20 protein-coding genes are annotated in these 24,440 nt (G+C 68.6%); 8 read left to right on the plus strand and 12 right to left on the minus strand.

Features of this window, described 5'->3' with window-relative positions; genetic code table 11:
• The first annotated feature begins 7 nt into the window (after positions 1-7).
• Positions 8-2,251: a DUF6351 family protein gene (locus tag ACZYRS_RS20970; RefSeq protein ID WP_463420799.1), complete on the plus strand. Its 2,244-nt coding sequence runs from the start codon at positions 8-10 to the stop codon at positions 2,249-2,251.
• Here ACZYRS_RS20970 and ACZYRS_RS20975 read toward each other — a convergent pair.
• On the minus strand, positions 2,224-3,147 hold the full coding sequence (locus ACZYRS_RS20975; protein WP_463420800.1) for a LysR family transcriptional regulator: 924 nt from the start codon (positions 3,145-3,147) through the stop codon (positions 2,224-2,226). The genes ACZYRS_RS20970 and ACZYRS_RS20975 overlap by 28 nt on opposite strands.
• Before the next feature lie 103 nt (positions 3,148-3,250).
• Between ACZYRS_RS20975 and ACZYRS_RS20980 the strand changes: the two genes are divergently transcribed.
• The 3 genes from ACZYRS_RS20980 to ACZYRS_RS20990 all read left to right on the plus strand — a co-directional run bounded on the left by ACZYRS_RS20980 (position 3,251) and on the right by ACZYRS_RS20990 (position 6,381).
• Positions 3,251-4,516, plus strand: coding sequence for an SGNH/GDSL hydrolase family protein (locus tag ACZYRS_RS20980; RefSeq protein ID WP_463420801.1), 1,266 nt, complete (start codon positions 3,251-3,253; stop codon positions 4,514-4,516).
• A 312-nt stretch (positions 4,517-4,828) separates the two neighbouring features.
• Positions 4,829-5,374: a 2'-5' RNA ligase family protein gene (locus ACZYRS_RS20985; protein WP_463420802.1), complete on the plus strand. Its 546-nt coding sequence runs from the start codon at positions 4,829-4,831 to the stop codon at positions 5,372-5,374.
• On the plus strand, positions 5,368-6,381 hold the full coding sequence (locus ACZYRS_RS20990; protein WP_463420803.1) for a phosphotransferase enzyme family protein: 1,014 nt from the start codon (positions 5,368-5,370) through the stop codon (positions 6,379-6,381). Before ACZYRS_RS20985 ends, ACZYRS_RS20990 begins: the two co-directional genes overlap by 7 nt.
• 26 nt (positions 6,382-6,407) lie before the next feature.
• On the opposite strand, the gene ACZYRS_RS20995 is transcribed toward ACZYRS_RS20990, so the two are convergent.
• From ACZYRS_RS20995 to imuA, 4 genes are all read right to left on the minus strand, one after another.
• Positions 6,408-7,370, minus strand: a complete 963-nt coding sequence (locus ACZYRS_RS20995; RefSeq protein WP_463420804.1) for a hypothetical protein — start codon at positions 7,368-7,370, stop codon at positions 6,408-6,410.
• Positions 7,371-7,462: 92 nt separating this feature from the next.
• Positions 7,463-10,831, minus strand: coding sequence for an error-prone DNA polymerase (locus ACZYRS_RS21000; RefSeq protein WP_463420805.1), 3,369 nt, complete (start codon positions 10,829-10,831; stop codon positions 7,463-7,465).
• Positions 10,824-12,200 (minus strand): Y-family DNA polymerase, encoded by a 1,377-nt coding sequence (locus ACZYRS_RS21005; protein WP_463420806.1) that lies wholly within the window; start codon positions 12,198-12,200, stop codon positions 10,824-10,826. Before ACZYRS_RS21005 ends, ACZYRS_RS21000 begins: the two co-directional genes overlap by 8 nt.
• Positions 12,169-12,975: a translesion DNA synthesis-associated protein ImuA gene (imuA, locus tag ACZYRS_RS21010; RefSeq protein ID WP_463420807.1), complete on the minus strand. Its 807-nt coding sequence runs from the start codon at positions 12,973-12,975 to the stop codon at positions 12,169-12,171. The genes ACZYRS_RS21005 and imuA overlap by 32 nt, the downstream gene beginning before the upstream one ends.
• 173 nt (positions 12,976-13,148) lie before the next feature.
• Here imuA and ACZYRS_RS21015 point away from each other — a divergent pair, with 173 nt between their 5' ends.
• Both ACZYRS_RS21015 and ACZYRS_RS21020 read left to right on the plus strand, forming a co-directional pair.
• Positions 13,149-13,982, plus strand: a complete 834-nt coding sequence (locus tag ACZYRS_RS21015; protein WP_463420808.1) for a CmcJ/NvfI family oxidoreductase — start codon at positions 13,149-13,151, stop codon at positions 13,980-13,982.
• Positions 13,979-14,605, plus strand: coding sequence for a 2-hydroxychromene-2-carboxylate isomerase (locus ACZYRS_RS21020; RefSeq protein ID WP_198784433.1), 627 nt, complete (start codon positions 13,979-13,981; stop codon positions 14,603-14,605). Before ACZYRS_RS21015 ends, ACZYRS_RS21020 begins: the two co-directional genes overlap by 4 nt.
• Here ACZYRS_RS21020 and ACZYRS_RS21025 read toward each other — a convergent pair.
• The gene (locus ACZYRS_RS21025) at positions 14,576-15,505 is read right to left on the minus strand and encodes a LysR substrate-binding domain-containing protein (RefSeq protein ID WP_463420809.1); all 930 of its coding nucleotides are present in this window, start codon (positions 15,503-15,505) and stop codon (positions 14,576-14,578) included. The genes ACZYRS_RS21020 and ACZYRS_RS21025 overlap by 30 nt on opposite strands.
• Before the next feature lie 115 nt (positions 15,506-15,620).
• Between ACZYRS_RS21025 and ACZYRS_RS21030 the strand changes: the two genes are divergently transcribed.
• Together ACZYRS_RS21030 and ACZYRS_RS21035 are read left to right on the plus strand one after the other, a co-directional pair.
• Positions 15,621-16,763, plus strand: a complete 1,143-nt coding sequence (locus ACZYRS_RS21030; RefSeq protein ID WP_463420810.1) for an ABC transporter substrate-binding protein — start codon at positions 15,621-15,623, stop codon at positions 16,761-16,763.
• A gap of 80 nt (positions 16,764-16,843) precedes the next feature.
• Positions 16,844-17,773, plus strand: a complete 930-nt coding sequence (locus ACZYRS_RS21035) for an aldo/keto reductase (RefSeq protein WP_463422516.1) — start codon at positions 16,844-16,846, stop codon at positions 17,771-17,773.
• Here ACZYRS_RS21035 and ACZYRS_RS21040 read toward each other — a convergent pair.
• The 6 genes from ACZYRS_RS21040 to ACZYRS_RS21065 all read right to left on the minus strand — a co-directional run bounded on the left by ACZYRS_RS21040 (position 17,760) and on the right by ACZYRS_RS21065 (position 24,420).
• Entirely contained in the window at positions 17,760-18,731 is a 972-nt protein-coding gene (locus ACZYRS_RS21040; RefSeq protein WP_463420811.1) for a Bug family tripartite tricarboxylate transporter substrate binding protein, read from the minus strand. The genes ACZYRS_RS21035 and ACZYRS_RS21040 overlap by 14 nt on opposite strands.
• Positions 18,732-18,753: 22 nt before the next feature.
• A complete protein-coding gene (locus tag ACZYRS_RS21045) occupies positions 18,754-19,881 on the minus strand; it encodes a porin (RefSeq protein WP_198784436.1) in 1,128 nt (375 codons plus the stop codon).
• Positions 19,882-20,008: 127 nt separating this feature from the next.
• Positions 20,009-21,709, minus strand: a complete 1,701-nt coding sequence (gene ilvD / locus ACZYRS_RS21050; protein WP_463420812.1) for a dihydroxy-acid dehydratase — start codon at positions 21,707-21,709, stop codon at positions 20,009-20,011.
• Positions 21,706-22,152, minus strand: a complete 447-nt coding sequence (locus tag ACZYRS_RS21055) for an aconitase X swivel domain-containing protein (RefSeq protein ID WP_463422517.1) — start codon at positions 22,150-22,152, stop codon at positions 21,706-21,708. The genes ilvD and ACZYRS_RS21055 overlap by 4 nt, the downstream gene beginning before the upstream one ends.
• Positions 22,153-22,228: 76 nt before the next feature.
• The gene (locus ACZYRS_RS21060) at positions 22,229-23,524 is read right to left on the minus strand and encodes an aconitase X (protein ID WP_463420813.1); all 1,296 of its coding nucleotides are present in this window, start codon (positions 23,522-23,524) and stop codon (positions 22,229-22,231) included.
• A 53-nt stretch (positions 23,525-23,577) separates the two neighbouring features.
• Positions 23,578-24,420 carry an IclR family transcriptional regulator gene (locus tag ACZYRS_RS21065; RefSeq protein WP_463420814.1) on the minus strand — a complete coding sequence of 281 codons (843 nt, stop codon included), beginning with the start codon at positions 24,418-24,420 and terminating at the stop codon, positions 23,578-23,580.
• Positions 24,421-24,440: the final 20 nt, after the last annotated feature.

Below are 24,440 nucleotides of genomic sequence, written 5' to 3' on the forward strand. Positions count from 1 at the left end.
GACATCCATGCTCGCTACACCTCGCCGCCCGCACAAGCGGGTTTCTCCGTGGCCCCGTGTCCAGGTCGCCGCCGCAGGCATCGCGATGGCCGGCGCGCTGCTCGTCGCAGGCTGCGGCGGCGGGTCCGATGGCGGCTCGGTGTTTCCGTTCATTCCCGGCGCGAGCCCGCCGCCCGCCACGCAGACGCCTGCCGCGTTCCAGGTCAAGACGCTCTCTTCGGCGCCCGACATGGTGAGCGGCGGCGACGCGCTCGTCGAAGTGACCGCGCCCGTGGGCGTCGCGCTCGACAAGGTGCGCGTGAGCCTCAACGGAAAAGACGTGACCTCGCAGGTGCCCGTGGTCAACCCCACGACGCGCGTGCTGCGCGGCCTGGTCACCGGCCTCACGACCGATGCGGCCAGCACCACCGGCAGCGTCAACACGCTGGTGGTGAGCAATGCCGACGTGGCGGCGCAGCGCACCGAGGCCAAGCTGGTCAACTACCCCATCACCGGGCCGATCCTCTCGGGCCCGCACATCTCGCCCTACGAATGCCGCACGGTGCAGAACGGCCTGGGCACGGCGCTCGATGCCGACTGCTCGGCCGCGACGCAGGTGGTCTGGTACTACCGCACCAACACCAACGTCTTCAAGCCGCTGGCGGACCCCACCGGCGCGCGCCCGGCAGATCTTGTGACCACCACCACCAACGACGGCGCCACGGTGCCGTACATCGTGCGCGTGGAGTCGGGCACCATCAACCGCGGCGTGTACCGGCTCGCGGTGCTCGACAACCCGACCAAGGATTCGCCCGCCGCGTGGAAGCCAGGCCCGGGGTGGAACAAGAAGCTCGTCGCGTACTTCGACTGCTGCGGCTCTGCGCAATACAACCAGGGCGTGCACCCGATCGAGACGATCCTGGGAGACGTTGGCCACATCCAGCTCTCGCGCGGCTTCGCCTTCATGAATTCGACCGAGCTCTGGAACAACCAGCACGCCAACCCGCACCTGCAGGGCGAGACGCTGATGATGATGAAGGAGCACGTCATCGAGGAATTCGGCGAGGTGCCCAAGTGGACCGCCGGCTTCGGCGGCTCGGGCGGCGCGATCCAGCAGTACCTGATCGCGCAGCTCTACCCGGGGCTGCTCGATGGCATCCAGCCCATCGTGTCGTTCCCTGAGACGCTGATGCCCGAGGTGATGGAGTGCCGGCTGCTCAACAACGTCTACAAGCTGGACGCCGCCTGGACGCCGGCCAAGCAGAACGCGGTGAACGGCTTCAACACGAACACCTGCCTGTCGTGGGACGCGGCCTTCGCGAGCATCATCAAGTCGGACAACGCGGCGGGCTGCGGATTCATCGAGCCGGCCAACGTGGCGAACGTCTTCAACCGCGCGACCAAGCCGACCGGCATCCGCTGCGACCTGTTCCAGACCAACGTGAACCTGCTGGGCAAGCGCCCCGGCACGCAGGAGGCGCGCCGGCCGCTGGACAACATCGGCCTGCAGTACGGCCTGGCGGCGCTGAACAGCGGCGCGATCTCGGTGAAGGAATTCCTCGACCTGAACGAGAAGGTCGGCGGCTACGACGGCGACGGCAACCCGCAGGCCGCGCGCTCCGAAGCCGACCCCGATGCGCTCAAGCTCACCTACGCGGGCGGCTTCAAGAATGGCTTCAGGGGACCGGGCCTGGCGAACATCCCGATCATCTCGCAGCGCGGCAACGCCGATGCGGTGGGTGACATCCACGACACGACGCAGGACCTGATCATCCGCGCCCGCCTGCAGCGCGCCAACGGCCGCAGCGACAACCAGATCATCTGGACGCTGGGTTCCACCTCGGGCTACGACTACATGAGCGGCTCGATCGACCTCCTGAACAAGTGGCTGGACAACATGGCGGCCGACCCCGCGCCCGCCTCGATCGACAAGGTGGTGCGCAACAAGCCCGCGGGCGCCAACGACGCCTGCTGGAACAAGACCGGCACGCGCATCGACGAGCCCGCATCGATGGACCCGGCGGCCAGCTGCAACACGGTGTACCCGCGCTTCACGACGCCGCGCCTGGTGGCCGGCTCGCCGATGGTGAACGACGTGCTCAAGTGCCAGCTCAAGCCGGTCAACGCCGCCGACTATTCGGTGACGATCGCCGGTGCCGACCTTGCGCGGCTGCAGACGATCTTCCCGAGCGGCGTGTGCGACTGGAGCAAGCCCGGCGCGGGCCAGGAGCTGCTGCGCGGCACCTACCTGCGCTTGCCGCTCGTCAACTGACGAGGGCTCCTTCCCGGCAGTTGCGCCACGCGCTCTGCCAGGAAGTCCACCAGCACGCGCACGCGCAGCGGCTGGTGGCGGCGCGGCGCATAGAGCAGGTGCACCTCCTGCGCCGGGCCGGTATGGCGCGCGAGCACGCGCACCAGGCGGCCATCGGCCAGGTGGTCGGCCACCATCCACGTGGGTTGCAGCGAAATGCCGGCGCCGCCGAGCACGCTGTCGAGCATGGCCACCGCGTTGTTCACGCGGTAGCGGCTGCGCACCGGCACGGTCACCACGCCTTCCGGGCCTTGCAGCAGCACGCCGTCGTCGCCGGCGGCGTAGCGGATGTAGTCGTGCGAGAGCAGGTCCTTCGGATTGCGGGGCTTGCCGCGCGCGGCCACGTAGCCGGGTGACGCGACGAGCACGCGCGGCCATGCGCCGAGGTGCTTGGCAACGAGGTCCGGCGGCAATGCGCCGCCGACGCGCAGCGACACGTCGATGCGCTCCTCGCGCGGATCGACGAAGCGGTCGTCGAGCACCAGCTCGAGTTCGATGTCCGGGTACAGCCGCAGGAACTCGACCGCCATCGCGTTGAGATGCCGCTGCCCCATGGTGACCGGCGCGCTCACGCGCAAGAGGCCCTGCGGCTGCTGCACCTGCTCGCGCGCATCGGCGACCGCATCGCCGTAGTCCTCCAGCACGCGGCGGGCGCGCTCGTGAAAGCGCTGGCCCTCCTCGGTGAGGCTCAGGCCGGTGGCGGCGCGGCGCAACAGGCGCACACCGAGCGATCGCTCCAGTCCCGCGACCAGCTTGCTGATGGTGGGCTGCGTGGTGTCCAGCGCGCGCGCCGCGCCCGAGAGGCTGCCGAGTTCTACGCTGTGCACGAAGGCTGTAAGCGCACGCAAGGTGTCCATGGCGTATTCGATTTAGGAATGGTATGGATGCAATTTTGCCATCTACCCATCCGAACTTGCATGGCAGAAAGTCGAGGCCTCGCTTCACTTTCAAGGACACCACATGAACGCCTCCACCCTCGGATCGATCCTCAAGTACGGCGCCGCGGCGCTGACCCTCGCGGGCATGGCTGCCGCATCGGCGGCGCCCGCTTATTGGAGCCCCAGCTGGATGGCCAGCACCCAGCCGATCTGGGGCGGCGACTTCGTGCTGCCGAGCGGCCTGCCCTTCCAGTTCAACCAGCAGACCATTCGCCAGGTGGCGCGCCTGAGCATCGGCGGCGCGAAGCTGCGCGTGGTCATCAGCAACGAAGGCGGCACGGCGCCGCTGTATATCGGCGCGGCGCGCGTGGCGCGGCATGGCGAAGGTTCGGCCATCGTCGATGGCACGGACCGCGCATTGCGCTTCGGCGGACAGGCCGAGGTGACCGTGCCGCCCGGTGCACGCCTTGTCAGCGATCCGGTCGACCTGCCGCTGCCCGCGCTCAGCGAGGTCGCGGTGTCGCTCTATCTGCCGAAGCCGAGCCAACCCGCGGGCTTTCATTTCGATGCGCGCGAGACGGCGTACGTCGCGAGCGGCGACCTGACCGGCGCTGCGCGGATGCCGGCTGCGGCCTCGCAATGGCGCACGCGCGTCTACGTCAGCGGCCTCGTCGTCGAGACGCCCACGCCGCCGGCCACCGTCGTTGCGCTCGGCGATTCGATCACCGACGGCAACGGCGCCACGCCCGGCGCCAACACGCGTTGGCCCGATGCGCTGGCCGAGCGGCTTGCGTCGCGCGGCGTCGGCGTGCTGAACGCCGGCATCTCCGGCGGCCGACTGATGAAAGACGGCATGGGCCGCGCCGGGCTCGAGCGCGCGGCGCGCGATGCGTTCGCGCAGCCGGGCGTGCGCGCGGTGATCGTGCTGCTGGGCACCAACGACATCGGCTGGCCCGGCGGCCCGTTCGCGCCGCAGGAGCCGGCGATGCGCGCGGAAGACCTCATCCAGGGATTCCGCCAGCTGATTGCGATGGCCCATGCCCACAACGTGCGCATCGTGGCCGGCACGATCACGCCCAACGAACGCGCACTGGAAGGCACGCCGCTCGAAGGCCACCATTCGGCCGAGAAGGACAAGGTGCGCCAGGCCGTGAACCGCTGGATTCGCGAGAGCGGCGCGTTCGATGTGGTGGTCGATTTCGACGCGCTGCTGCGCGATCCGGCGCGCCCGACGCGCCTCAAAGCAGCGATGGATTCGGGCGATCACCTGCACCCGGGCGATGCGGGCTACAAGGCGATGGCGGCCGCGATCGACCTCGATGCCCTCTTGGGTAACGATTCAAAATAGGCCGCAAATATACTGTACATAAGTACAGTATTTTCTCTAGAATGGATCGTCTCCAAGAACAACTTCGAGGCGACTCCATGACCACCGCCAATCCGCCTGCGCCCTCTGCGCAGGTTCTTTTTCTCTTCCGCCCGGCGGCATCCGATGCAGCCGCGGCAACGCGCAGGCCGCATCTCCACCTGGCCCTTCCGCGTGGTCCGGGAACACGGCCACGGCGACAGCAACGAGAGGGATGACGTCCGCGTTCAGGCGGCGCGCGTCATCCGCACGACGGCCGAGCATTGGTGGCCGTCGGAGTCTTGAGGACGCACCATGACGGAAAGGCGGCTTCTCATCGGGCTCTTTCCCGACCGGAGGGTGCAGACTCAGATCGGCGAACACCGCAATGACTGGTGGTGGCCAAGGCACTGCACTTTCCCACCCGAAGAGCGACTGCATCTGACGCTCCAGTACCTCAATGACCTGAACGCAATCGCTGAGCAGCGCCTGCGCGATGCACTGGCCGAAGTCACCATGCCGCCTCTGGAACTCATGCTGGACCGTTCGGGCACCTGGCCGAACGATGTCTCTGTTATTCAGCCGGCCGAGCATGAAGGACTGCGCATGCTGCACAACGATATGCAGCGTGCTCTGCTTCGAGCCGGCTTTGGCTTTGTCTCCCGTGTTCGAAAGTGGAAGCCGCACATCACGATTGCCAGGAATACAGAGCATGCGGCATGCCCGCTGTTACCGCCGATCCGCTGGCGACCGCAGGAGTTCAGGCTGGTGCGCTCACACTTCGAGCGCCCCTTTCGCCATGAGTTGTTGGCGTCCTACCCCGTGCGCAAAGAAACCGAGGCTACATTTCCTGAATGCTGACGCCCCCTGACATTGCCCACGACATCATTCAAAAGTGCCTCGCCGAAACCTACGGCCTCCAGGCGACGCACACCGAATTTCTCCCTCTGGGCGCTGACGTCCATTCCGCGGTTTTCCGCGTGCAGGCGAACGACGGCACGGCGTACTTCCTGAAACTGCGCAGCGGCGATTTCGACACGGCGGCCGTTGCCGTGCCGGCCTTTCTTCATCACGACAAAGGCATCGCCGCGGTGATGGCGCCGCTGCCGGCAACGGACCGCCAACTCGGCGTGCGGCGCGACGGCTTCGACTGGATGCTCTATCCCTTCTTCGAAGGCCGTAACGGCTTCGAGCGCGCGCTGACGGCCGCGCAATGGACCGCCCTCGGCGCAGCCTTGAACGCCATTCATCGCACCGATTTGCCGCCGGCCCTTCTCGCCAGCATCCCCAAGGAAACCTACGCGCACCACTGGCGCGAAGGCGTCAGGCGCTACCAGCGCCGCTTCATCAACGGCTTCGGGGGCGACGCCATCGTCCAGCGGTTCCAGGCCTTCTGGGCGCAGCATGACGAGGAGATCGACACGCTGGTCTATCGCAGCGAGCAGCTTGCGTCGATCCTGCTGGAGAAGGCATTGCCGCAGGTCGTGTGCCACGCCGACATCCACGCAGGCAATGTGCTCTTGGGCGATGAGGACCGGCTGGCCATCGTCGATTGGGACACGCTCGTCCTCGCACCGAAAGAGCGCGACCTGATGTTCATCGGCGGCGGTGTCGGCCACGTGTGGAACCAGCCGCAGGAAGAGGCGCAGTTCTACCAGGGCTACGGCGCCGCGGACATCGACCCGGTCGCGCTCGCCTACTACCGCCACGAGCGCATCGTGCGCGACATCCTCGAGATCAGCGACCAGGTGTTCGATGCGTCCGCGAGCACCGAAGACCGCGAAGAGGCCATGCGCCAGATGGCGAGCCAGTTCCAGCCCGGCGACGTCGTCGCCATCGCGCACCAAAGCTACGAAGCGGTCACCTGATCCGGTGCTGATCCCGTGCGGGTCCTCTAGATCAGCATGTCCTGCACGTCGTCGTCGAAGCCCGCAATGGGCTGCGCCTTGGCCAGCGCGAGCCACACCCCGAACGGAATGCGCTCGATCGGCCGGTGCACCGCGGCGCGCGCCACCACGAGGCGTTCGCCTTCGAGCACCAGCACGCCGCACTCGGCCGGAATCTCCTCGGGCGTGGCGATGCAACGGCCGCGCGCATCGTTGCCCAGCACGTACCAGCACTCGCCGCCCAGGTCGAGGTAAGCGGCGCGCTTGTCGGGCTTGCGCAGGTCGCCCAGCAGGTCGGCGCGGCTGACCTTCACCTCGTGGACGATCGGGTGCGCATAGGCTTCGACGCTGGTGTTGCGGATCGAAAACACATCGGGCCGCGCCATGCACCAGCGCGGCTTGCCGCCCTCACCCTTACCCTTTCCCTTTCCTTTTTCATCTTCCAGCGGCGGCAGGCGCGCGCGCAGGCCCAGGCCCCGCCATGCGATGCGGCCGCCGCGCGTCATCTCGCGCGCGACGCGTTCGACCAGCGCCTCGTGCGGCGTCAGCGCCGCGCGGTTGAGGGTGAGCGTGGTCGCGATGCGGGCGATGCCGGCATCGGTCACGCGCAGGGTCTCGTGGCCATGCGATGTGCGCACGCGTTCGAGAAAACCGCCGGCCAGCAGCTCGACCTCGATGCCGTCGCAGCAGGGCCAGCCGGCCGAGCGGTAGATCTCGCGCAGGCGCCGCGCATGCAGCTTGCCGAAGGGCACCGCCGCATCGGGCGCCGCGGTCTGCATCGGCGGCGGCTCCACCACGGGCGGTGGAAATCCGGGGTCGGTGACCGGTGGCAGGGCCGGCGGCGGATCGCCTTCGGGCGGAGGCGGCGGTGGTGGCTGCGGCACCGGATTCGGAACGTCCGGCGCGGGCGGCGGCGGACCGATCGGCATGGCAACGAGGGGGGCGATGGGATCGAGTGCGAGTGCGGACATGGGGGAACAGGTTAGCGAAAAGTCGTGGGGCGCGCGAGGCGTGGAACGATCGGTTGCATCCGTCGCCCTCGCCCTTGTCGTGGCCCGCTCGGTCAATGGAAATCCCGGCTGGTGTTGCTCTGCGCGAGCCGGCCCATCAGCGGCGTCAGGTCCTTGAAGCCGGTGGCCACCAGGTGCTGCACCTTGCCGCCGCTGTCGTCGTCGCGCTGCCAGGTGCCCTGCACCGCGAGCAGGTGCGACTTCAGCAAAGGCTCGCGCCACGCGTCGATGACATGGTTCCAGACGATCACGTTGACGTTGCCCGTCTCGTCCTCCAGCGTGACGAAGATCGTGCCGTTGGCCGTTCCGGGCCGCTGGCGCCCCTTGACGATGCCGCAGGCGCGCACGGTGCGGCCGGTGGGCTGCGCGCGCAGCTCCTCCGCGCTCATGAGCTTCATGCGCGCCAGACGCGGGCGCAGCAGCGCGAGCGGATGGCGGCGCAGCGTGAGGCCGAGCGATGCGTAGTCGCCGACGATCTCCTCCCCCTCGGGCGCCGCGGGCAGCAGCAGCACCTGCTCGTTGATCGGCACGCCCTTGAGCAGGGCCGGCGCGCGGCTCCCCATGCCGCGCGTGGCGGTGGCGTCCCACACCTGCTGGCGGCGGTGGCCCGAGAGCGACATCAGCGCATCGGCCGCGGCGAGCGCGGCCATGTCCTTGCTGTCGAGTTCGGCGCGCAGGGCGAGGTCTTCGGTGCTGGTGAAAGGCGCCTGTTCGCGGGCTTTGAGCAGGCGTTCGACGCCGCCCTTGCTGAGGCTGGCGATGCGGTTCAGGCCGAGCCGCACCGCGGGCTGGTTCTCGTTGCCCAGGCGCTCGGCGTAGCGCGCGTCGGTGCCCGGCGGCACGCGCGGCGCATCGGGCGCGCGGGGTTCGAGCGTGGTGTCCAGGTCGCTGCACGTGACATCGACCGGGCGCACTTCGACGCCGTGCCTGCGCGCGTCCTGCACCAGTTGCGAGGGGCTGTAGAAGCCCATGGGTTGGGAGTCGAGCAATGCGGCGAGGAAGCAGGCGGGCTCGTAGTTCTTGAGCCAGCTGCTCACGGTGACCAGCAGTGCGAAGCTCGCGGCATGGCTTTCAGGGAAGCCGTAGTCGCCGAAGCCGAGGATCTGCTTGAAGATGGCTTCGGCGAACCCGAGCTTGTAGCCGTTGTCCGTCATGCCCTTGACGAGCTTCTCCTGGAATTTTTCGAGCCCGCCCTTGCGCTTCCATGCCGCCATCGCGCGGCGCAACTGATCGGCCTCATCGGCCGTGAACTTGGCCGCGATCATCGCGATCTGCATCACCTGCTCCTGGAAGATCGGGACGCCCAGCGTGCGTTCGAGTGCGGGGCGAAGTTCGTCGTTCTCATAGACGATCGGCAAGCCCTTGGCCACCCGCTCGCGCTGCTTGAGGTACGGATGCACCATGCCGCCCTGGATGGGACCGGGCCGCACGATCGCCACCTCGATCACCAGGTCTTCGTAGCAGCGCGGCTTCAGGCGCGGCAGCATCGACATCTGCGCCCGGCTCTCGATCTGGAACACGCCGATGGTGTCGGCGTCGCAGATCATGTCGAACACCTTCTGGTCGTCGTTGGGGATGTGGTGCATCTGCACCATCGAGCCTCGCCAACGGTTCATGTGGTCGAGCCCGCGACGGATCGCGCTGAGCATGCCGAGCGCGAGCACGTCGACCTTGAGCATGCCCATGGCTTCGAGATCGTCCTTTTCCCACTGGATGACGGAGCGGTCTTTCATCGACGCCTTCTCGACCGGCACGAGCCGCGTGAGCTTGGTGTGCGTGAGCACGAAGCCGCCCACGTGCTGACTCAGGTGGCGCGGAAAGCCCTTGAGCCGCTGCGTCATCTCGATCCATTGCACGAGCTTGAGTTCGTCCTCCTTCACGCCGGCGCGCGCGCATGCGGCATTCAACTGCTCGCCGAGCACGGCATCGTCGAACCAGTAGTGGTCCTTGGCGAATTCATCGACCAGCCGCTCGTCGATGCCGATGGCCTTGCCCACGTCGCGCAACGCGCTGCGCGAGCGATAGCAGATGACGACGGCGGCGATGGCGGCGCGCTCGCGGCCGTATTTCTCGTAGATGTACTGGATGACTTCTTCGCGGCGCTGATGCTCGAAGTCCACATCGATGTCGGGCGGTTCGTTGCGGTGGCGGCTCAGGAACCGCTCGAACAGCAAGGTGCCTTTGTCGGGATCGATCGCGGTGATGCCGAGGCAGAAACACACCGCCGAATTGGCCGAGGACCCGCGTCCCTGGCAGAGGATGTTCTGCGAACGCGCGAAGTTCACGATGTCTTCCACCGTGAGGAAGAACATCTCGTACTTGAGCTCGACGATCAGCGCGAGCTCCTTGTCCACCTGCGCGCGCACCTTCTGCGGAATGCCGTTCGGATAGCGCCTGGCGGCACCTTCCCAGGTCTTGCGCACCAGCGTCTGCACGGGCGTCTCGCTGTTGCCCACGGTTTCGAGCGGGTACTTGTAGTTCTCCCGGATCACCGCCGGATCGAACCTGCACCGCTCGGCCACCACCAGCGTATTGGCCAGCATCCCGGGCAAATAAAGCTCGGCAAGTTGCATCCGCAATCGCAGATGCCGCTCCGCATTCGACTGCAACGCAAAGCCGCACTCGGCCACGGTCTTGCCTTCGCGCACGGTCGTCAGCACGTCGTGCAAGGGCTTGCAGCTGCGCGCGTGCATGTGCACATCGCCGGCCGCCACGAGCGGCACGCCGGCCTGCTCGCCCGCCTGCAGCAACGTGACGAACCACAGGTCGTCATCGAGTTCGTTGAGCATCTCCACGGCCAGCCAGAGGCTCTCGCCATAGAGCGCCTTGGCGGCCAGCAGGTCTTCCAGCAGCGTGGCGGCATCCATCGCGCCGCCCGGGTTGCGATGCGGCACGAAAAGAATCTGGCAGCGCTGCAGCGAGGCCACGTCGCTGTCCTCCCAGCTCACGCGGTACTCGCCCTTGGGCAACTCGGTGTTGCGCGCGGCGGTGATGAACTCGCAGAGGTTGCCCCAGCCCTCGGTGTCGTTCGCGATCACCACGAGCCTGAAGCGCTCGAAGCGGAACTCGCTGCCGTACAGCAGGCGGAAATCGAGGTTGCGCGGGATCGGCGGCTCGTCGGGGTTCTCGCGTTCGTATGCGTCGAGCGTGCGTTCCATGTCTCGCCTGCAGACGTACGCCCGCACGATGCCGGCCACCGAGCACTCGTCGGTGATCGCCAGCGCCGCATACCCCAGCTGGTACGCGCGCTCGACCACTTCCTCGGGCGTCGATGCGCCGCGCTGAAAGCTGAAGTTCGTGAGGCAGTGCAGCTCGGCGTAGTCCGGCAATGCCGCCACGGCTTTCTTGCGCAACGGCACCGGCAGCGCATGCACCTTGGCGGGCTGGCGCTTGCGTTCCTGTTTGTCGCTGAGCTCAGGCATAGAGCCCCTGCAGATACCAGCGCACCTCGCCCGAAGAAAACCGCGCCGAGGGTCGTTCGCGAAAGATCCACACGAGCCCGGCTTCGGGGCTTTCGGCGACGTAGTAGTCGCGAACCGCCGGCTGGCCGCCGTCTTCCTTGCCGCCCCACCAGCCGGCCTCGACGCGCTGCGGCCCGACGAGCTTGCTCAACGGGCCGCGGTAGCACGGGCGCTCGCCGTCCATCTCGAGCAAGAGCGGTTCGGGCAGCAGCCACGGCGGGTAGATCGCATCGGGCTGCTGCGACTGAGACTGCGCCGCGGCCTTCGATTCTTTCGTCTCCTTGCGGGCCTTGGCCGGCGCCTTGTCTTTCTGCAGCGCGGGCCGCCAGGCCTGCTTGCGCTCGGGCCGGTGGTCGGCCTCTGCGCAGGGCACCACCACCTGGTGCGCGCCGAGCCGCACGCTCAGGCGCTCGACCATCTCGTGCAGCTTGTCGCCCTTGCGGTTGTCCTCGGGCAAAAAACTGGTGCTGGCACCGGCCCATGCGTCGGTCTCGAGCGTGCGCAGCTTCAGCCAGCTCGCGGGTGCCGCGAGCGTGGTGAGGGCCAGTTTCTCGGACAGCAGCCGGCGCAGGTGCGCCAGGTCCTGCGTGGGCTCGGCCGTGCGCACGGTGACCTGCTGGTGCGGCGGCAGGTTCACGCCGTTGAAGCGCTTGAGGTCGAGCGTCCACTGCAGCTCGAGCGCGCGCGCGCCGCGCTGGCGGGCGCGCAGCCAGATCTGCAGCGCCGAGAGCAGGCGGTTGGCCGACCACATGAGTTCGGGCGCGGTCTCGGCGAGCGCGGGCAGCTCCAGTTTCTGCTCGAACACGTCGGGCAGCGTGAGCCAGTCGTGGCTCTCGGGGCGCAGGCCCCAGGCCGTGTCGAGCGCCGTGCGCAACTCGGTGCCGAAGCGCCGCGTGAGGCCGCCGCGCGGCAAGGCGGCCACCTCGCCCCAGGTGCGGCAGCCCAGGCGCGCGAGCAGGTCGAGGTGGGGGCGCGCGGCGGTCAATGTATCCAGCGGCAGGCCGGCCGGGATGTCCTTGGGCCGCGGCTCGTTGCCCTCGAACAGGCGCAGCCGCGCGAGCGCGATGAGGCTCGTGGCGCCTTGGGCGCCGAGCATGCGCACATCGGGCGCGGGATTGACGGCGACCAGCTGGCGCATCAACTGCAGCCGCCCGCCCCACAGGCGCTCGCAGGCCGAGACTTCGAGCATGAGCGCCTCGTCCTGCCAGGCGACGTGCGGCGTGTATTCCAGCGCCCACCAGCCGAGCGCCTCCGGCGTGGGCAGCTGCGGTGTGTCAGGCGCATCAGGCGTGTCGGCGTCAAGCGACCACCGCAATGCGATCCAGTGCATGGGGGCCTCCTTTCCACGCATCGATGCGCACCACGGTCGCGGACGTTGCCGTGTCACCGACCGGCACCGTGCCCTGCTGCTGCAGGCGCAGCTTGCGGCGCAGCCGGGCGGCGGCCAGCAGCGCGGTCATGCGGTCGTTCCGCGCCGGCAGCATCACCGGCGAAGCCAGCGGCGGGCCGCGGCGCTTGAGGATGCGCAATTCGATCTGCGAGGCATCGGCCTCGCAGGTCTCCACCTGAAGACGCAGCCGCGCGGGAGACGCGCCCCGCGCGGCCGATTCGGGCCGGCATACGATAAGCAGCACGTCATGCTGCGCGGCCGCCAGCTGCAGACGCCGCAACTCGCCCACCCGCGCCTGCGGCAACCACGCCAGCACGGCGGCCACGTCCGCGCAGCGCAGCGCCTGCTCGCAGGCCCAGAGGCGCGCGGCGGGCGCATCGCTCCTGACCCACATCAGCGCCTCCACCGGCAGCCCCTGCGCCGCGAGCGACGGTCCGCAGGGCTCGTAGGGCGCGCCGATCAGCACGACCGGCCCGCCGCGCGCCTCCACGGCCTGCGCCAGCGCGGGCAGCAGCAGCCGCCAGACATGCGCTTCGGGCGCGCCCTGCAGCAACTCCGTCATCGCGCCGACCGGCCAGCCGCCGCCGGGCAACTCGGCATCGAGCGCGGCGTGGCCGGTCGCGACGACCTGCGCGTCGGCCAGGCCGAGTTCGTCGGCATGCCAGACGCCACGGCCCGCGGCGGCGGAAAAGGAGTCGAGGAAAGGGAGGCCCATGATGCAACTGTTAACTGTATTTTTATACAGTATTTCATGGCCTGGCAAGACGGAAGAAGGCTTTCTTCGCGGCAGGCCTTTTCATATTCCTTTGGCTCATGCCAAGGCGCGCAGAAGTCGTTTGAGCCGGCACCGCGCTTTCGCTCCAATGCCCTGAGGAAAAGGAGCCCCGCATGAACCACCCCACCGTCACCGCCGGCCTGAACTACCTGCAGCCTTGCGCGCTGCGCCCCTTCAGCTACACCTTCGCGCCGCCGCCCGGCACGCCCTGGGAAAGCGGCACCTACGAGCTGCGCGCCACACCGATCGCGGATGCACGCGCGGCCGCCACGCCGCCCGACATCGAGCGCGAAGGCTTCGTGCTGCGCGATGCGCCCACGGCCATCTCCGATTTCCTGGACGACGCCCAGGTCACCGCCATCTACCACCGCGAAGTCGCCGAACTGGCGCTCGCGGTCACGGGGGGCACACGGGCCCATGTGTTCGACCACCTGGTGCGCCGGCGCGAGGCCGATCGCACCGCCCTGAGCTTCGGGCGGCGCGCCACCGACGGCAAGGCGGCCGCCAACGGCCGCATCCACAACGACTACACCGAGGACTCCGGCCGCCGCCGGCTGGCCATGGTGCTGACCGACCCCGCCGAAGCCGCGGCCGTGCGGCGCTACTGCATCGTCAACATCTGGCGCTCGATCAAGGGGCCGGTGCTCGATACGCCGCTGGCCGTCTGCGATGCGCGCTCGGTGATGGCGAAAGACCTGGTGAATGCCGAGGTGCGCTACCCGCGCCGCACCGGCGAGATCTACCTGGCCACGCATTCGCCCGCGCACCGCTGGTCGTACTTTTCCGCGATGGACCGGCACGAGGCGCTGGTCTTCAAGCAGTACGACTCGCAACTCGGTGGCGTTTCGCGCTACACGCCGCACGCCGCTTTCGACCACCCCGATGCGCCCGCCGACGCGCCGCTGCGCGAGAGCATCGAGGCCCGCTGCCTGGTGGTGTTCGAATGACGCCGCGCGCCCTCCCCGTGCTCGATTTCTGGTTCGACTTCGGCAGCAACTACAGCTACCTGAGCGCGATGCGCATCGAGGACGAAGCGGCCCGCCACCACGTGCGCATCCGCTGGCAGCCGTTTCTGCTCGGGCCGATCTTCCGGTCCTTCGGCTGGGCCTCGTCGCCCTTCGTGCTGCAGAAGGAAAAAGGCGACTACACGTGGAAGGACATGGCGCGCCAGTGCCGCAGGTACGGCCTGCCGTGGCGGCAGCCCACGCAATTTCCGAGGTCCGCCGTGCTGCCGCTGCGCATTGCGCTCGTGGGCGCGGCGCAGCCCTGGATGGGCGAGTTCTGCAGGCGCACGATGGCCATGAACTTCGCCGAAGACCGCGACATCGATTCGCCGCAGGCCATGCGCGACCTGCTGGCCGCGCTCGGCCTGCCCGCGCACCGGATCATCGAGGAGGCGCTGTCCGACGCGAACAAGGCGCGGCTGCGGCGCCAGACGGACATCGCGGCAGAGAAAGGCATCTTCGGAGCGCCCACTTTCTTCGCCGGCGACGAGATGTTCTGGGGCAACGACCGCCTCGACGAAGCGATGGCATTCGGCTCAGGGAACGGCGCCCACGGCCTCGCGTGACTGCCGCGCCTCGGCCACCAGCCAATCGGCCACGTGGCGCACCTCTTCGCGCGGCGCGTCTTCGGCCTGGATCAGCCAGTAGGCGTGTCCCGAGGCCTGCGCGGGCGCCGGCGAATCCACGCGCACCAGGCGCTTTTCGTCGAGCAGCGGCTGGATCAGTTCGAGCCGCCCCAGCGCCACGCCCTGCCCGGCCAGCGCGGCCTGGATCAACTGGTCGTACTGGTTGAAGTGCAGCACGGCCTGCGGTTTCGCCTCGGCCCACCCGACCGCGGCCAGCCAGCCATTCCATTGCAGCCACGGGTGCTGCGGATCGTCGAAGTCGAGCAGGCACAGGCGCGAGACGGCCTCGGCCGCGCGCAGCGTCTTCAGGCGCAGCGAGGGATGCGCCACCGGCGCCACCGTTTCCCCGAAGAGCCGCAGCGCCCCGGCCGGTGCCAGCGCGGGCGTGGTGTAGCGGATCGCGAGGTCGATGCCCTCGCGGCGCAGGTCGGCGAGCCGGTTGTTGGCCGAGACGCGAACGTCCACGCCCGGATGCAGCTTCTGCACCCGGCTGAGCCGCGGCAGCAGCCAGAGCCCCGTCATGCCGATGCTGGCGCTGAGCGTCACGGGACGCTGCTCGCCTGCCTGGCGGATGCCGCCCATCACGTCCTGCAGTTGCTGCACCGCGCCGTCCGCGCTGCGAAAGAGCCGCTCGCCCTCGGCGGTGAAAGAGATCGAACGGTGGCCGCGCACCAGCAGCTTCACGCCCAGCTGCTCCTCGAGCGCATGGACCTGCTTGCTGACCGCCGACTGGGTGAGGCACAGGTCCTGCGCCGCGAGTGAGATGCTCATGCGCCGTCCCACCGCGACAAAACCCCGCACGAGGTCCAGCGAAGACAGTCGGAGGAGCGAGAGTGGCATTCCCATGGTGAATATGAGGCCGGATTCTGATGCCGCGCGTGCTGCACCGCAACCAAAGAGCGATTTACCCGGAAGGTCTCGCGCTTTAAGATGACTTTATTAACAGTTTGTGACCATGACACACAAAAAGATTCATCTGCTGGCCTCCGCCTTTGCCGCCTCCGTCCTCGCTGTCTTTCTCGGACTGTCTGCTTCGGCGCATGCCCAGACCGGCAAGCCCCTGCTGATCGGCCAGACCTACGTGCAGACCGGCCCGCTCGCGTCGCTCTCGACCGAGCCGCTGGTGGGCATCCGTGCCATGTTCACCGCGCTGAACGCGAACGGCGGCATCAACGGACGGCCGGTCGAGTTGCGCCAGCTGGACGACGCCTACGACCCCGCCAAGGGCGCCGAGAACGTCAAGACCTTCGCGAAAGACGGCGCCATCGGCGTGCTGATGCCCATCGGCACCTCGTCGTCGGTCGGCGCGATCAAGGCGGCCAACGAACTGAAGATTCCCGTCGTCGGGCCGTACACGGGCGCGGGCCCGGTGGTGAAGTTCACCGAATACGGCTTTCCGGTGCGCATCAGCTTCGACGAGGAATACAGCCGCATCGTGAACCACCTGTTCACCATCGGCCTCTCGCGCATCGCCTTCGCGCACAACGACAACCCGGGCGCGCGCTCGGCGATGGAGAGCACGCAGAAGTTCATTGCCGAGCGCGGCGAGAAGATGGTCGGCAGCGTCGCCATCAAGAACGACGGCTCCGACGCCGCCGAGCGCGCGGCCGAGCTGGCCAAGCTCAAGCCCAAGGCGGTGGTGCTGTCGGCCACCAACGACGTGGCGGCCAAGTTCATCACCGCCTACCGCGCGGCGGGCGGCGAGACGGCGTTCTATTCGTTCTCTTTCCTCAATGGCCAGAAGCTCTTCCAGGACATCAAGAAGGACGCGGCCGGCGTGGTCATCTCGCAGGTCGTGCCCTATCCGTGGAACAGCGCAATGCCCGTCATCGCCGAGTACCAGGCCGCGATGAAGAAGATCGGCGTGAACGATTTCAGCTACGCGAGCCTGGAGGGCTACGTCACGGCCAAGGTCATGGTCGAGGGCCTGAAGCGCGCGGGCGCGAACCCGACGCCCGAGTCGCTGCAGAAGGGCCTGGAGTCGTTCAAGACGCTGGACATCGGCGGCATCGCCGTCTCGTACCGGGCGGGCGAGCACCGCGGGCTGACCTTCTCGGAGCTCTCGATGCTCAAGGCCGACGGACGCTACCTGCGCTGAGGCCTTTCGCCCGGGGGCCTGGCGGGCGCAGAATTTCGTTCGTGACGACGCCCATCACGAACGAGCCCCACCTTCCTGCAGTGACGCGCGCGCAGTTGCTGCGCCTCGGCGCGGCGCTCTGCGCAGGCGCCGCGCTCCCCTCCTTCGCCCAGCAACCAGGCAGGCCCGCGATGCAGATGACCACCCGCCCCATTCCCTCCACGAAGGAAGCCCTGCCGGTCATCGGCTGCGGCACCTGGATCGGCTTCGACCAGCGCCCGGGCACCGACGAGTACAAGCGCCTGCCCGGCGTGCTCGAGGCGCTCTTCGCGGCCGGCGGCACGGTGATCGACAGCTCGCCGATGTACGGCCGCTCCGAGGAAACCACCGGCGAGTTGCTGGCCACGGCCAAACCGCGCACGGATTCGCGCACCAGTCCCTTCCTCGCCACCAAGGTCTGGACCTCGGGCCGCGAGGCCGGCATCGCGCAGATGGAGCAGTCGTTCGCACGGCTGCGTACGAAAGAGCTGGACCTGATGCAGGTGCACAACCTCGTCGACTGGCGCACCCACCTGACCACCCTGCGCGGCTGGAAGGACAAGGGCCGCGTGCGCTACATCGGCATCACGCACTACACCGCCTCGGCCTACGACGAGGTCGAGGCCGTGCTGCGCGCCGAGAAGCTCGACTTCCTGCAGATCAACTACTCGCTCGACGCGCGCGATGCCGAACAGCGCCTGCTGCCGCTGGCGGCCGAGCGCGGCGTGGCGGTGATCGTCAACATGCCCTTCGGCGGCGGCGGTTTGCTGCGGCGCCTGCGCGACAGGCCGCTGCCCGCCTGGGCCGGCGAGATCGGCTGCACGAGCTGGGCGCAGGTGCTCTTGAAGTTCGTGCTGAGCCACCCGGCCGTGACCTGCGCGATCCCCGGTACGAGCCGCGCCGAGCACATGGCCGACAACGCCGCAGCCGGGGCAGGCACCTTCCCCGACGCGGCCTTCTGGCGCCGCGAAGCCGCCGCTATTCGAACTTGACGTTGTGCTCCCGCACCGTCGCGCCGAAGGCGTCGTACTGCGCGCGGAAAAACTCCGCGAACTTCGCGGGGCTCATGCCGTAGCCCTCGAAGCCCTGCTGCACCAGCTGCGCATGCACGTCGGGCCGCTTGAGCGTGTTCTGCAGCTCCTGCGAGAGCCTGTCGGTGATCGCCTGCGGCAGCCCCGGCGGCCCGAAGAAGCCGGCCCACGGCGTGATGGTGAGCTTGCCCAGCCCGAGTTCGCCGCCCGTGGGCACATCGGGCAGCAAACCGCTGCGCTGCGGCAGCAGCGTGACCAGCGCGCGGATGCGCCCCTCCTTCACGAAGCCCGGCGCCAGCGTGCCGGTGGTGAACATCATGTGGATCTGCCCGCCCAGGAGGTCGGTCATCGCCTGCATGTCGCCCTTGTAGCGCGCGTTGACCACCTTGCGCTCGCCCAGCAACTGCAGCATCGCGAGCTCCGAAGCGCTGTTGCTCGATGCGGAGTTATAGGCGCCGGGCTTGGCCGCCACCATCGCCAGCAGCTCGTTCACGCTCTTTGCGGGCAGGCTCGACGGCACCACGAGGAACATCGAGAACTGCCCCGCCGAGCTGATCGGCGTGAAGGCCTTGAACGGGTCGTAGGGCGAGGTCGGCCGCAGCGTGGGCGCCGCGACCATCGCGGTGTTGGTGCCCATCAGCAGCGTGTAGCCGTCGGGCTTGGCCGACGAGGTGGCCTGCGCCGCGAGCACGCCGTCGGCGCCCGGGCGGTTCTCCACGATCACCTGCTGGCCGAGCTGTTTCGAGAGCCCCTCCGCGATGATCCGCGTGAGCGAATCGGCGCCGCCGCCGGGCGCGAAGCCGACGATCAGCCGCAGCGGCTTGTTCGGATAGGCGTCGGCGCTCCACGCTGCCGTGCCGGGCAGCACCGTCGTTGTGAGGGCGGCAACGGCCGCGAGGGCCAGGTCTCTGCGTCGCATGAAAGGCTCCTTTCAAAAGAGATCAGAAGAGATGCCGCACACCGAACTCCCACCCCGACGAGCGCCGTCCGCCCGCCGGCGCCACGCCGCCGCTCACCACGTAGCGCGCCTGCCCGCTGTTCATCAGCCGCGCGTAGGTGCCGTAGAGCGCGGTGCGCTTGGAGAGGTTGTGCACGTAGCCGATGCCGAACTGGCGCGCGTCGTCGCGGTTGCGCGGCATGCCGTTGGCGTTGCGCAGGCTCTCGTCGCTGCGGTCGTCGAGATACGCGTAGCTCACGCGGATGCGGCCGACCTCGAAGGCCGGGATGTGCGCGCCGATCTCGGCGGTGTTCTTGCGCACCGTGCCGCCGGCGATCTTCACCGTCACCTTGTTGTAGAGCGCGAAGAACTTCGCGAAGCCCGCGTCCCACGAGCCGCCGATGTTGGCGTGCGTGTAGTTGCCGATGGTGGAGGTGGCGTTGAAGTGCGAGCGCGTCACGGCCGCCGCGATGTCGAACGCGCCCGAGGCGAAGCCGAAGCGCGCGCCGCCGAAGTTGCCGTCGTCGCGGTTCGGCGCGGTGGAGTCGTTCTCGCCCGTGCCGACCATCGCCATGCCGTAGAAGCCGCCCAGCTTGGCCGGCAGCCAGTAGCTCACCGTGTTGCTGCCGGTGATGGCCGTGGGCAGCGGCCCGGTGCCCGCGCCCGCGAACGTGAGGTTGCCCGCGCGCGCCACGCCGTTGGCGTTGAAGGGATCGAAGTAGATGCTGTTGTAGTGCGTGGGAATGAAGTCGTGGCCCAGCCGCACTTCGCCCAGCGAATCGTGCGAGAGGCTCACGAAGGACATGCGATCGAAGCTGATCGGCCCCGCCGCGCCCGCGCCGCTCGTCTGGTTGTTGCTGTTGCTCGGCCGGCCGGTGCCCAGGTCCGGGTTCAGGCTGCCTTCGAGCCAGAAGCCCGCGCGCAGGCCTCCGCCTAAATCTTCCGTGCCGCGAAAGCCGATGCGGCTGGTCGAGAGGCCGCCGTTCGACAGCGCCTTGACCGAGCCACCGCCCTCGCCCTTGGTGTACTGCACGCCCAGGTCCATCACGCCGAACAGCGTGACGCTCGATTGCGCATGCGCCGCGCCGCTGCTGGCAAGGCCGAGGGCCGACCACATCAAAAGTCTCTTCATGGTTTCTTGTCTCCTGCTCTTTTCTTCGTTGAAAACTCTGGAATCACTCGGAACTGGCGCGCAGGGCTGCGCCACCGGGTGCGCACGGGGGTGCGCACCGGTTGGCGAAGCCGGGGGTGAAAAAGGTCTAGCTGGCGGGCTGCGGGCGCTCGGTGCGCACCAGCACGGCGCCCTTGGACAGCGGGCTCACGTTGCGCCGGTACTGCTGCAGCCAGCCGGTGTCGAAGGCCGGCGGCGGCGCCTGCCAGTCGGCGCGGCGGGCGGCCAGCGCTTCATCGGTCAATGCGATGTCCAGGCGTCGCGCATCGAGGTCGATGGTGATCACATCGCCGTCGCGCACGAGGCCGAGCGGCCCGCCGAGCGCGGCTTCGGGCGACACCTCCGCCACCACGAGCCCCTTGCACACGAGGCCCGAGAGATGCCCGTCGGTCAGCAGTGCGACCTGGTCGCCCAGGCCCGCGCCATCGACCGCGAACACCACGCGCGATGCGCCGCCGCCCATGGCCGGCCCGCCGCACGCGCCGGCGCCGCGCATCACGACCACCTGGCCGGGAACGATCTCGTTGTTCTTGATCGCGGCGATGGCGGCGTCGGACGTCCAGAAGCACACGGCCGGTCCGGTGAATCGCCGCACCTTGCGCTCGGCGATGCCGGTCTTGATGAGGCCCGACTCGGGCGCGAGGTTGCCGCGCAGGAGCACGATGGCCGGCAGCGGCGCGACCGGGCGGTCGATGGGGCGGATCACCTCGGCGTCCATCACTTCGGCGTCGCGCAGGTTGTAGTCGACGGTGCCGCCGGTCACCGTGAGTGCGCCTGTATCGAGCAGCGGCGCGAGCTGCTTCATCAGCGCGCGGCAACCGCCCGCCGCCTCGAAGGCTTCGATCGAATGCTCACCGATGGGCCGCACGCCGGCCAGCACCGGTGTCGTCGGCCCGAGGCTTTCGAAGAGGCCGTACACGTCGACGCCGCATTCGCCTTCGGTCGATATCGCCTGCAGGTGCTTGGCCGTGTTGAGCGAGCCGCCCACCGACAGCACCGCGCGCACCGCGTTGGCGAAGGCGCCGGGCGAGAGGATGTCGCGCGGCTTCAGGTCGTCCAGCACCATCTGCACGATGCGCGTGCCTGCGGCGCGCACGTCGGCCATCATCTTCGGGCTCAGCGCGGCCACGGGCGCGCTGCCGGGCAAGGCCATGCCGAGCGCCTCGCAGACGATGTGCATCGAGTTCGCCGTGCCCAGGCCCGAGCACACGCCCGGCCCGCGGATCGCCTCGCGGCTCATGCCCACGAGTTCTTCGATGGGCAGGTTGCCGGTGACCGCGTGCATCGCGCCGATGAACACCTCCTCGATGTCCATGTGCTTGCCGCGGTACTCGCCGCTGGGCTGGTAGCCGCAGGGCACGAGCAGCGTAGGAATGTTGAGCCGCGCGGCCGCCATGAGCTGTCCCGGCACGGTCTTGTCGCACGAGGTGAGGCAGACCATGCCGTCGAGTTGCGCGCCTTCGACGGCCACTTCGATGTCGTTGGTCACGAGGTCGCGCGCGCCGAGCATGTAGGCGCCGCGCGCGCCCGCGCCGGTGATGAAGTCGCTGGGCGCCGCGGTGCGGATCTCGAACGGCACGCCGCCCGCCGCGCGGATCGCGGTCTTGATCTCCGCCGCCACCTTGTCCAGGTGGCTGAAGCATGCGGCCAGCTCCGAGGAGCTGTTGACGATGGCGATCTTGGGCTTCTCGCAATCGGCTTCGGGAATGCCGAGCGCGCGCCAGTGCGCATTGCGCACCGACCACAGATAAGAGCCGCGCGGGAAGTTGCTGCGCAGGGGGCGATTCATGAGCGGTCTCCGGTTCTGTTGTTCTTCTTGGTGATCTCGATCACGCCGCGGTCGGCGTCCACGCGCACCCAGTCGCCGGTCTCGATGCAGGCGAGCGGGTCGCGCTCGAAATCGGTCATCGAGGGCGCGTGCGTCACCACGGCGCCCAGCGCCATCTTGGTGGTCATCTCGTTGAACAGGAACGCCGCGGGCGCCGAGTTCATGAGCCGCGTCATGTGGAACATCGCCGACCAGCCCGACGAGCCCTTGGCCCCCGGAAACACCAGCACCTTGCCCGCGAAGCTCTGGCCGCGCAGTTCGTGGCGCGTCTCGATGACGGTGCCGGTGCGCGGGTCGATGCCGCCCCAGCCCGAGATGCGGTCGCGCGTGACCAGCGCCTCGCCCTCCGCGACGCCGCCCACCACCTTGCGGCCGCGGATGACGATGGTGTTTTCTTCGGTCATGACTGCGTCGCTCACTGGAATACCTCCGTGCTTCGCACTGCGGTGCGAGCTTGCTTGGGGCGGCCCGGCGCGGCGCTCATGCGTAGCCCCCGTTCCAGCGGCCGGTGCAGGCCGCATCGATGCATTCGGCCGTGGTGCCGAACCAGGCCTGCACGCCGAGGATGGCGGGCAGGTAGTGCGCCTGCTTGGCGGAATCGAGTGCCACGGTCTTCGTGCCCTTGGGCACGGCGCGGCTCATGGCCGAGCAGCTGTCGGTCATGAGGATGCCGCCGGCGTCCTCGATGATCTTCGTGTACCCATTGCGGTCGGCCAGCGACTTGATGGCGCGCGGCGTGAAGATCCACAGCTCGCAATCGGGGTGCACGCGGCGGCCCTCGATGAGCTGCGCGGCCTCCCAGATCTGCTCGATGGTGTAGTGCGGGCAGCCCAGCATCACGTACTGCACTTCCGCGTCCTTGCCCGTCACATTGATCTTCTCGTAGGTCGCGCGGCGCTCGGCCTCGCCGTAGCGCAACACCTCGACGGGCGCCTTGCCGCCGAGCGCCTGCTCCAGCGTCAGCGCCTCGGGTGTGATGCCGGCGATGTGGTACATCTCCACGCCGCCCGAGGACGACGCGGCCGCGCCGAAGTGCTTGAGCCGCGGCAGGTTCGGCACGCGGCCGATGCCGCGCTGGCTGTGCACCACCGGCACGCGCTCCTGCACGTGCTCGCCGATGTAGTAGCCGAGCAGGCCCCAGTCCTGCACCGACTCGACTTCGATGTCGAGCTCGATCACATGCGTGGCACGCCGGTTCTCGTCCAGGTGATAGCCCCAGTACGGAATGCGGCCGGTGAGCATCGCCGCGCCCGTGCTCTCGCGGCCTTCGGTGTTGGTGCGTGCGCCCAGCACCGAATTGCAATACACCACCGCCGACGATTCCATCCACGCGCAATGCTCGCCGCGCGTCGGGATGTTGCCCACCTGGTAGGGCGTGCAGGTGTTCATGATCTGCGCGCCGAGGCCGGCCGCATGGCGCTCGCTGCGGTTGTAGAACTGCACGATCTCCTCGCTCACGCCCATGCGCTCGGGCTGGCCCGGGTCGAAGCCCAGCTGCAGGTGGCTGGTGAAGACCTTGAACTTGGGGATCTCGACCGTCTCCTGGCTGTCGAGGCTGAATTCGGAGAACACCGCGTCCATGCCGCCGCCCTTGGCGAGCGCGAAATCGCGCTGGAAGGGCGTGGTCGAGGTGATGGTGGCGCAGACGTTGCGCGTCTCGACCAGTCGCTCGGCGCCCAGGGCTTCGCCGTAGCGCATCAGGAGGTCCATCGCCTTCTGCACGGCCGGTCCGTCGCGGCCGTCGTACATGGCTTTTTCTTCATCGCTCAGGTGCATGACCTGTGTCTCCGTTTTTCTGTCGTCGTGGGGAAAGGTCCCCGGCCGGGCGGCTAGCCCGGCGAGGGTGATGGCACGTGCCCGCCGATGTCGCGCGCGATCGTGAGCGCGATGTCGTGCAGGCGCGGTGCGAGTTCGTTGCGCAATCTGTCTTCGGTGAACACGAAGGCGGCGCCTCCGCCGTTCAGCGCCATCACCTCGCCGTCGGGACCGATGAGCGGCACCGACACCGAGTTGATCTCGCGGTGGAATTCACCGAGCGAGAGGCAGTAGCCCAGGCGCCTGGCCTCGCCGATGGCGCGCGTCATCGGCACCGCGATGCCGTCCCATTCGGGGCCGCGCAGGAGGCGCATCGAATCGACCAGCTGGTTGCGCTGCGCATCGGGCAGTGCCGAGAGGTATGCACGGCCGAGCGCCGAATTCGGCAGCGGCGCGCGCGAGCCCACATCCAGCCGCGCCGAGAGCATCGACGAGCGCGGCCGGCAGGCTTCGATCAGCACCATCTCCATGCCGTCGCGCACCGCGAGGTAGACGGAGGCGCCCACCTCCTCGGCCATCGCCTGCATGCTGGGCCGCGCGGCGGCGCGCACATCGAGGCTGCCGAGGAACACGCGCGAGAGCGACACCACGCCCGGCCCGAGCATGAAGCGGTCGGGCGCCTGCGCGGGCTTGAGCATGCCCAGCGAGAGCAGCGTCGCGACCAGCCGGTTGACCGTGGGGCGCGGAATGCCGGTGATGCGCGCCACGTCGGCGTGGCCGAGCACCGGGCGCTCTTCGCTGAAGCAGCGCAGCACCGAGATGCCGCGCTCCAGCGCGCTCACGGTGTCGGAACGTTCGCCGCGCGCATCGGAGGCGTCGGCCGCGGAAAGAGAGCTGTCGTTTTTGTCGTTGGACATGAAGGGACCCTTTGAACGCT

The sequence above is a fragment of the Variovorax sp. AC194 genome, from assembly GCF_979257995.1.